Raw genomic sequence first — 8,443 nt, forward strand, 5'->3', positions numbered from 1 at the left:
AAGGGCCTGTTTTTTATTTCACTATTTATTTCACTACGCGCAGCGCTGGACGCCCACCGCGAGGCGGTGGCGGAGTATCATCCGGATCGTTGTCGTCGCCATTATCAGGCTTATCGCCATCAATGACCGACATGACCGTTTCACTCTCAAAACCAGACGCGTCGTTGTCGTCATCATTTAAGCTGGCAACATCTTCGTCGTAGGCGGCTTCCGGTTCGAACATCGTACCGGCGCCATTTTCACGTGCATAAATTGCCAGAACGGCAGCCAACGGCACAGACACCTGACGCGGCACACCACCGAAGCGCGCGTTAAAGCGCACTTCATCGTTAGCCAGTTCCAGGTTGCCCACCGCACGCGGTGCAATATTCAGAACAATTTGCCCGTCACGCGCATATTCCATTGGAACCTGCACGTCCTGGAGCGTCACATCCACCACCAGATGCGGCGTGAGCTGGTTGTCCAGCAACCACTCATAGAACGCGCGCAGCAGATACGGACGGCGTGGTGTTAGCTGTGGCAAATCCATACAGATTAACCCCGGCCCAGACGCATTTCACGTTCAGGCTCAGTCAGAGAAGCCAGGAAAGAGTCACGTTCGAAGACGCGAGTCATGTACCCTTTCAGTTCTTTCGAACCTGCACCGTTGAATTCAATACCCAGCTGCGGTAAACGCCACAGCAGCGGCGCCAGGTAGCAGTCTACCAGGCTGAACTCATCGCTCAGGAAGTAAGGTTTCTGGCCAAATACTGGCGCGATTGCCAGCAGTTCTTCGCGCAGACGCTTACGCGCGACTTCGGCTTCAGATGCAGAACCGTTCACGATGACATTCATCAGCGTGTACCAGTCTTTTTCAATACGCTGCATGTACAGGCGGCTTTCACCACGCGCAACCGGGTAAACCGGCATCAGCGGCGGATGCGGGAAGCGCTCATCCAGGTATTCCATAATGATGCGAGATTCCCACAGGGTCAGCTCACGATCCACCAGTGTCGGTACGCTCTGATTCGGGTTGAGGTCGATCAGATCCTGAGGTGGATTGTCCTTCTCCACATGCTCAATCTCGAAACTAACACCTTTCTCAGCCAGCACAATGCGGACCTGATGGCTATAGATGTCAGTAGGACCAGAAAACAGCGTCATTACCGAACGTTTGTTGGCAGCGACAGCCATGAAAACCTCCAGGTATATTCAGAATTTTTACTGCTACCAGCCACTCAGTGGCCAGCCAGAAGTGATGTCACCCAGGCTCGGGAAAGTCATTGCTGTTCAAAATACAAACAAAAAATGAACGATACCGGACATTTGGGCAGAAAATTGGATGATAGTTTACCAGATTTTGTGACCTTTGTGGTGAGTCGATTCTTGAAATGGGGAAAAAGAGGTGGCAATCAGCGGATTAGCGTGGATCTGAGGCGAGAAATAACGATAAAAAAACCCGCCGAAGCGGGTTTTTTCGCAAATTGTCGTCTGCCAAAGCAGAGTACAATTAACGTTTGGAGAACTGAGGACGACGACGTGCTTTACGCAGACCGACTTTCTTACGTTCAACCTGACGAGCATCACGGGTAACGAAGCCAGCTTTACGCAGTTCGCCACGCAGGGATTCGTCGTACTCCATCAGAGCGCGGGTGATACCGTGACGGATCGCACCAGCCTGACCAGAGATACCACCACCTTTAACAGTGATGTACAGATCCAGTTTCTCAACCATGTCGACAAGTTCCAGCGGCTGACGAACTACCATGCGGGCAGTTTCACGACCGAAGTACTGTTCCAGAGAACGTTGGTTGATTACGATTTTACCACTGCCCGGTTTGATGAAAACGCGAGCTGCGGAACTTTTGCGGCGACCAGTGCCGTAGTATTGATTTTCAGCCATTGCCTATAATCCCGATTAGATGTCAAGAACTTGCGGTTGCTGTGCCGCGTGGTTGTGCTCGTTGCCAGCGTAAACTTTCAGTTTACGGAACATAGCACGACCCAGCGGGCCTTTTGGCAGCATGCCTTTAACCGCGATTTCAAGCACACGCTCAGGACGGCGAGCAATCATCTCTTCAAAGGTCGCTTGTTTGATACCACCGATGTGGCCGGTGTGGTGATAGTACACTTTGTCAGTACGCTTGTTGCCGGTTACAGCAACTTTGTCAGCGTTCAGAACGATGATGTAATCACCGGTATCTACGTGCGGAGTATATTCCGCTTTGTGCTTACCGCGCAGGCGCAGAGCCAGTTCGGAAGCCAGACGGCCCAGAGTTTTACCGGTCGCGTCAACAACATACCAGTCGCGTTTTACGGTTTCTGGTTTAGCTGTAAAAGTTTTCATTAAAAGCTTACCCAAATAAATAAGTTACACGTTGGTGAACACCCAAACGTTTTATCAGTTGAGGTTCACACGACATTGTCCAGCAAACCTACCCCTTCGAATAGCCTATGCCGGCGCATAGAAAGTTTTGGGAAAAAAACTCTCTCGTAACGTGGGGTCGCAAGATTATAGAGAAGTCAGGGTCAAAGATCGACCCCTTTATGTGATTTGCGGCAGGTTTAACCGGCTAAATGTTCCCGCTTCAGATACTCTTCGCTTTGCATCTCCTGCAAACGCGACAAACAACGCTGAAATTCAAACTTCAGACGCTCGCCCTGATAAATTTCATAGAGGGGTGATGCCGCACTGACCACCAGCTTGACGTGGCGTTCATAGAACTCATCCACCAATGCGATAAAGCGTCGCGCTTCACTCTCCATCAGCGGGGTCATGACCGGCACATCAGACAACAGCACCGTGTGAAACAGACGCGACAACGCAATGTAGTCATGCTGACTCCGGGCATCGACACAGAGCGTGGTAAACGACACCGCCAGCGTCTGATTTTCTACAGCCAGGGTTTGCATAGGACGATGGTTAATCTCCAGCGTTGGCGCATGTTCACCTTTGGTTCCCGCTAATGCCAGCCAGAGCTTATCCATCTGCTGGCGGGTTTCCTCATTCAATGGCGACAACCACAAATGCGCCTGCGTTAAGGTACGCAGACGATAATCGACGCCGGCATCGACATTCATGATGTCACAATGCTGTTTGATGGCATCAATGGCAGGAAGAAAACGCGTGCGTTGCAAACCGTTGCGATATAGCTCATCTGGCGGAATATTGGAGGTCGCCACCAGCGTAATGCCACGGGCAAACAGCGCCTTCATCAGGCCGCCAAGCAGCATGGCGTCGGTGATATCAGAAACAAAAAATTCGTCGAAGCACAGCACGTCCGTTTCGGCCTTAAAGCGGTCGGCGATGATTTCCAGCGGATCGCTCTGCCCTTGTAAGGCAGTAAGCTCTTCATGCACGCGCAGCATAAAACGGTGAAAGTGCAAACGCTGTTTACGTTCGCCCGGCAGGCTATGGTAAAACAGATCCATCAGCCAGGTTTTTCCACGCCCAACTCCGCCCCACATATACAAGCCACGCACCGATGCGTTGATCGGCGACTCACGCTTGCCCAGCAATTTACCAAAACGCGCCATCAGTCCGCTCTCCTGCGGTGCAGGACGTGCTGGTGTCGTAAGCGCCTGGAAAATTGTTTCCAGTCGATTCACGGCTTCGAGTTGTACGTTGTCGGGCTGATGACTGCCGTCGCTGAGGGCTTGCTGGTAACGCGATGTCGGGGAAAGGCTTTGCATGATGTTATTGTTATTCCTTGAGAATCGATGTGCCGTCGCTCACGGTTGACGAAAAAAAGGCCGTTCTACATTACGTGATATAAACACGGGATTCCACTTCTACGGGATTAGCGGTTATAGTGGCATAATCAGGCGCAGGCATGGAGCCTAAAGCCAACACCCTACGGAAACACAAGACAACGGGAGATGTTCATGACCTGGGAATATGCGCTAATTGGGTTAGTCGTCGGTATCATTATTGGTGCTGTAGCCATGCGTTTTGGTAATCGTAAATTACGCCAACAGCAGGCATTGCAGTACGAACTGGAAAAAAATAAAGCTGAGCTGGAAGAGTACCGCGAAGAGCTGGTGAGCCACTTTGCCCGCAGCGCTGAATTGCTGGATAACATGGCGGACGATTATCGTCAGATTTACCAACACATGGCGAAAAGCTCCAGCAACCTGCTGCCGGGTATGTCGCCGGAAAACAACCCGTTCCGTAACCGTCTGGCAGAGTCTGAAGCAGGCAACGATCAGGCGCCGGTTCAGATGCCACGTGACTATTCTGAAGGGGCATCCGGCCTGCTGCGTAGCGGCGCAAAGCGCGACTAACCGCACATCGTTAAGAAATTTATTGGGCGCAGCAATTGCGCCCTCCGCTTCTCTTCCTGTCCCAGCTATTATTTAGTCGTTAGCCGCATTGTGACCTAACCGAAAATTCAATAACATCAACCTGTTTTGAATCATCTTCCGTTTACTCAAGGTACGAGAGCAGGATCCATGAAAAAACAAACCCAGCTGTTGAGTGCATTAGCGTTAAGTGTCGGGTTAACTCTCTCGGCGCCATTCCCGGCCATTGCGTCGATTCCCGGCCAGGTTCCCGGTCAGGCAGCGCTTCCCAGCCTCGCTCCGATGCTGGAGAAAGTGTTACCAGCAGTGGTGAGCGTAAGGGTCGAAGGCACCGCCACTCAGGGGCAGAAAGTCCCGGAAGAGTTCAAAAAGTTTTTTGGTGATGAACTTCCCGATCAACCTTCACAACCTTTTGAAGGGCTGGGTTCAGGGGTCATTATTGATGCCGCCAAAGGCTACGTCCTGACCAATAACCACGTCATTAACCAGGCGCAAAAAATCAGCGTTCAGCTTAATGATGGCCGTGAGTTCGACGCTAAGCTTATCGGCAGCGACGATCAGAGCGATATCGCACTGCTACAAATTCAGCACCCCAGCAACCTGACACAAATTGCTATTGCCGACTCAGACAAACTCCGCGTAGGTGATTTCGCGGTGGCTGTGGGTAACCCGTTCGGTTTGGGTCAAACGGCCACCTCCGGCATTGTATCGGCTTTAGGTCGCAGTGGGTTGAACCTGGAAGGTCTGGAAAACTTTATTCAGACTGACGCCTCTATCAACCGCGGTAACTCAGGCGGCGCATTGCTCAACCTGAACGGTGAGCTGATCGGTATTAACACCGCGATTCTGGCCCCCGGCGGCGGCAGCATCGGGATTGGTTTTGCAATCCCGAGCAACATGGCGCGCACGCTGGCACAGCAGCTGATGCAGTTTGGTGAAATCAAACGCGGTCTGTTGGGTATCAAAGGCACCGAAATGACCTCGGATATCGCCAAAGCGTTCAAACTGGACGTACAGCGTGGCGCGTTTGTCAGTGAGGTTCTGCCTAACTCCGGCTCCGCAAAAGCGGGAGTGAAATCTGGTGACGTCATTACCAGCCTCAACGGTAAACCGCTCAACAGCTTCGCCGAACTGCGTTCACGCATTGCGACAACCGAACCTGGGACCAAGGTCAAACTGGGCCTGCTGCGTAACGGTAAACCGCTGGAGGTTGAAGTCACCCTCGATACCAGCACATCTTCGTCCGCCAGCGCAGAGATGATTGCGCCTGCGTTGCAAGGTGCCACGCTCAGCGACGGTCAGTTAAAAGACGGCACCAAAGGCATCAGAATTGATAACGTAGAAAAAAGCAGCCCTGCCGCACAGGCCGGTCTGCATAAAGATGACGTTATCATTGGTGTTAACCGCGATCGCGTAAACTCAATCGCCGAAATGCGCAAAGTGCTGGAAGCGAAACCGTCGATCATTGCTCTGCAGGTGGTGCGCGGTAACGAGAGTATTTACCTGCTCCTGCGTTAACGCATGCAACCGGACATCAGCCCCTCGTGTGATGTCCGGTAAACTCGTGATATGCTGCTGCCGTTCCCTTTATTAATGACGCCGCCATCATGTTTGTGAAGCTTTTACGTTCGGTCGCGATTGGTTTAATCGTCGGCGCCATCCTGCTGGCCGCGATGCCCTCTCTGCGAAAAATTAATACGCTTACCGCACCGCAGTTCGACAGTGCAGATGAAACGCCCGCTAGCTATAACCCGGCGGTTCGCCGCGCAGCGCCTGCCGTCGTGAACGTTTATAACCGCAGTATGAACAGTACCGCGCACAACCAGCTTGAGATCCGCACGCTCGGCTCAGGCGTTATCATGGATCAGCGCGGCTATATCATTACCAATAAGCACGTCATTAACGATGCCGACCAAATCATCGTCGCATTGCAGGACGGTCGCGTATTTGAAGCGCTGCTTGTGGGGTCTGATACGTTAACCGACCTTGCGGTGCTGAAAATCAACGCCACTGGCGGGCTGCCAACAATCCCAATTAATAACAAACGCGTGCCGCACATTGGTGACGTGGTACTCGCCATCGGTAACCCGTACAACCTTGGGCAAACCATCACTCAGGGGATCATCAGCGCCACCGGTCGAATTGGCCTGAACCCAACAGGACGGCAAAACTTCCTGCAAACAGATGCTTCCATCAACCACGGAAACTCCGGCGGTGCGCTGGTCAACTCACTGGGTGAATTGATGGGGATTAACACGCTGTCATTTGATAAGAGCAACGATGGCGAAACCCCGGAAGGGATCGGCTTTGCCATTCCGTTTCAGTTGGCGACTAAAATCATGGATAAGCTGATTCGTGACGGGCGCGTGATTCGTGGCTACATCGGCATCAGCGGTCGCGAAATTGCACCACTGCACGCTCAGGGCGGCGGGATGGATCAAATTCAGGGGATTGTGGTTAACGAAGTAGCCCCGGACGGTCCGGCTGCGCAGGCAGGCATTCAGGTTAACGATCTGATTATCTCGGTCAATAACAAACCGGCAGTGTCTGCACTGGAAACGATGGACCAGGTGGCAGAGATTCGACCAGGTTCAGTTATCTCCGTTGTCGTGATGCGTGATGACAAACAGTTGACGCTGCAGGTAACGATCCAGGAATACCCAGCCACCAATTAACGTCACGTCTGGCGGCCTACTGACCATAAAAAAACCGGAGCATGTTTGAACTGCACCCAAAAAGTTGGACACCCAACGAAGTAAGGTGCAGTTTTTTATGAGCAAGTATTCTCTCAGCTTCAAGCTTGAGGTTGTGCAGCACTATCTTTCCGGGCTGGAAGGACAGGAGGCGACTGCAAAACGTTTTGGTATCGATCACAGTGCCGTTCGTAAATGGTCTGCCGCCTGGAAGCTCCATGGCGAAGCCGGGCTTACAACCCGGCATTTCACCTATTCTCCTGCTTTTAAAGAGTCCGTTATCCTGCATATGCGTGAACACCAGCTGTCTGTTCGCGAAGTCTGTGCAAAATTCACTATCCCTGCCTTTTCCACTGTTAGTCAGTGGGAACGACTGTATGATGAAGGGGGATTAGAAGCCCTTACAGACAGTCGACGCAGGAAAAAAACGATGCCAGAACGCCCTGAGAATCACCCCGTCCCTCCTTTGCAGACCCCCCTTGCTCCGGATGAACGTGAGGAACTTGAACAACTGCGTGCTGAAGTGGCATATCTAAAAAAGCTGCAGGCCTTACTCAGGGAAAGAAGCACGTCAGGACGCGGGATAAAGCGCAGGTCGTGAATGAGTTAAGGCTGAAGTTCCCTCTTGCACGCTTGTTAAAAGCTGCAGGACTGGCAAGAAGCACGTTCTACTGGCAACTGGCCAACGGTAAAAAACCAGACAAATATGCCGATGATAAGCAGCATATTTTAACGCTGTTCCATAAACATAAAGGACGGTATGGATACAGGCGAATCACGCTGGCTGGCCGCCGGGAAGGAAGCTTACTGAACCATAAAACGGTTCAGAGGTTAATGAAGGTGTTAGATTTAACCTGTTGTATCAGAAGGAAGAAATATAACTCTTACAAAGGCCGGCATGGGAAAGTTGCGGGTAATGTACTGAACCGGCAGTTCAGTGTGGATAAACCCAACCAGAAGTGGGTAACAGATGTCACGGAATTTAAAATAAGCGGAGAAAAGCTGTATCTGTCCCCGGTTCTGGATCTGTATAACGGAGAAATAGTAGCGTATCAGATGGAGTCCCGTCCTCTTCTGTCGATGGTGGATAACATGCTGTCGAAGGCTATATCTGTACTGGGCAAAAACGAATACCCGCTGCTCCACTCAGATCAGGGCTGGCAATATCAGATGGCGCATTATCAGAACCGGCTAAAGGAGGCGGGTCTAAAACAGAGCATGTCAAGAAAGGGAAACTGTCATGACAATGCAGTGATGGAGAGCTTCTTCGGCACACTGAAATCTGAGTGTTTTTACCTCACGGAACACAAGAATATCAGCGAGTTGCGCATGGCTATCGATGACTACATCCACTATTACAACCATGAAAGAATAAAACAGAAACTGAAAGGCCTGAGTCCGGTAGAGTACCGAACCCAGGCCCAGATAACCGCTTAAAATAAACTGTCCAACATTATGGGGTCAGTTCA

The 8,443-nt window shown here is 51.6% G+C and carries 9 protein-coding genes; 4 read left to right on the forward strand and 5 right to left on the reverse strand.

The features are described from left to right. Positions 1 to 25: 25 nt before the first annotated feature. The 5 genes from sspB to zapE form a co-directional block, all read right to left on the reverse strand. Positions 26 to 529: a ClpXP protease specificity-enhancing factor gene (gene sspB, locus OGX92_RS04690; RefSeq protein ID WP_003025130.1), complete on the reverse strand. Its 504-nt coding sequence runs from the start codon at positions 527 to 529 to the stop codon at positions 26 to 28. A 5-nt stretch (positions 530 to 534) separates the two neighbouring features. Beyond that, positions 535 to 1,173 carry a stringent starvation protein SspA gene (gene sspA / locus OGX92_RS04695; protein ID WP_003025132.1) on the reverse strand — a complete coding sequence of 213 codons (639 nt, stop codon included), beginning with the start codon at positions 1,171 to 1,173 and terminating at the stop codon, positions 535 to 537. 316 nt (positions 1,174 to 1,489) lie between these two features. Further along, positions 1,490 to 1,882: a 30S ribosomal protein S9 gene (gene rpsI / locus OGX92_RS04700; RefSeq protein ID WP_003025138.1), complete on the reverse strand. Its 393-nt coding sequence runs from the start codon at positions 1,880 to 1,882 to the stop codon at positions 1,490 to 1,492. A gap of 15 nt (positions 1,883 to 1,897) precedes the next feature. Then, positions 1,898 to 2,326, reverse strand: a complete 429-nt coding sequence (gene rplM / locus OGX92_RS04705; RefSeq protein ID WP_003025141.1) for a 50S ribosomal protein L13 — start codon at positions 2,324 to 2,326, stop codon at positions 1,898 to 1,900. Between the two features lie 218 nt (positions 2,327 to 2,544). After that, the gene (gene zapE, locus OGX92_RS04710; RefSeq protein ID WP_126317333.1) at positions 2,545 to 3,672 is read right to left on the reverse strand and encodes a cell division protein ZapE; all 1,128 of its coding nucleotides are present in this window, start codon (positions 3,670 to 3,672) and stop codon (positions 2,545 to 2,547) included. A 192-nt stretch (positions 3,673 to 3,864) separates the two neighbouring features. Between zapE and zapG the strand changes: the two genes are divergently transcribed. From zapG to OGX92_RS04730, 4 genes are all read left to right on the forward strand, one after another. After that, positions 3,865 to 4,263 carry a Z-ring associated protein ZapG gene (zapG, locus tag OGX92_RS04715; protein WP_003025147.1) on the forward strand — a complete coding sequence of 133 codons (399 nt, stop codon included), beginning with the start codon at positions 3,865 to 3,867 and terminating at the stop codon, positions 4,261 to 4,263. A gap of 168 nt (positions 4,264 to 4,431) precedes the next feature. Next, positions 4,432 to 5,799, forward strand: coding sequence for a serine endoprotease DegQ (gene degQ / locus OGX92_RS04720; protein ID WP_003828805.1), 1,368 nt, complete (start codon positions 4,432 to 4,434; stop codon positions 5,797 to 5,799). An 89-nt stretch (positions 5,800 to 5,888) separates the two neighbouring features. Further along, positions 5,889 to 6,956, forward strand: a complete 1,068-nt coding sequence (gene degS, locus OGX92_RS04725; RefSeq protein ID WP_003025154.1) for an outer membrane-stress sensor serine endopeptidase DegS — start codon at positions 5,889 to 5,891, stop codon at positions 6,954 to 6,956. A 97-nt stretch (positions 6,957 to 7,053) separates the two neighbouring features. Continuing rightward, positions 7,054 to 8,411 (forward strand): IS3 family transposase gene (locus OGX92_RS04730; protein ID WP_174785198.1). Its coding sequence is split into 2 segments (ribosomal slippage): positions 7,054 to 7,516 and positions 7,516 to 8,411, totalling 1,359 coding nucleotides; the frame shifts between segments, so codons are not numbered across the junction. The last annotated feature ends 32 nt before the right edge of the window (positions 8,412 to 8,443 follow it).

This window comes from Citrobacter sp. Cpo089 (assembly GCF_030332695.1).
Taxonomy (GTDB): domain Bacteria; phylum Pseudomonadota; class Gammaproteobacteria; order Enterobacterales; family Enterobacteriaceae; genus Citrobacter; species Citrobacter portucalensis.

Excerpts from the sequence above, each read along its gene's own strand:
- sspB (WP_003025130.1), bottom strand. The coding sequence starts at position 529 with ATGGATTTGCCACAGCTAACACCACGCCGTCCGTATCTGCTGCGCGCG.
- sspA (WP_003025132.1), bottom strand. The coding sequence starts at position 1,173 with ATGGCTGTCGCTGCCAACAAACGTTCGGTAATGACGCTGTTTTCTGGT.
- rpsI (WP_003025138.1), bottom strand. The coding sequence starts at position 1,882 with ATGGCTGAAAATCAATACTACGGCACTGGTCGCCGCAAAAGTTCCGCA.
- rplM (WP_003025141.1), bottom strand. The coding sequence starts at position 2,326 with ATGAAAACTTTTACAGCTAAACCAGAAACCGTAAAACGCGACTGGTAT.
- zapE (WP_126317333.1), bottom strand. The coding sequence starts at position 3,672 with ATGCAAAGCCTTTCCCCGACATCGCGTTACCAGCAAGCCCTCAGCGAC.
- zapG (WP_003025147.1), top strand. The coding sequence starts at position 3,865 with ATGACCTGGGAATATGCGCTAATTGGGTTAGTCGTCGGTATCATTATT.
- degQ (WP_003828805.1), top strand. The coding sequence starts at position 4,432 with ATGAAAAAACAAACCCAGCTGTTGAGTGCATTAGCGTTAAGTGTCGGG.
- degS (WP_003025154.1), top strand. The coding sequence starts at position 5,889 with ATGTTTGTGAAGCTTTTACGTTCGGTCGCGATTGGTTTAATCGTCGGC.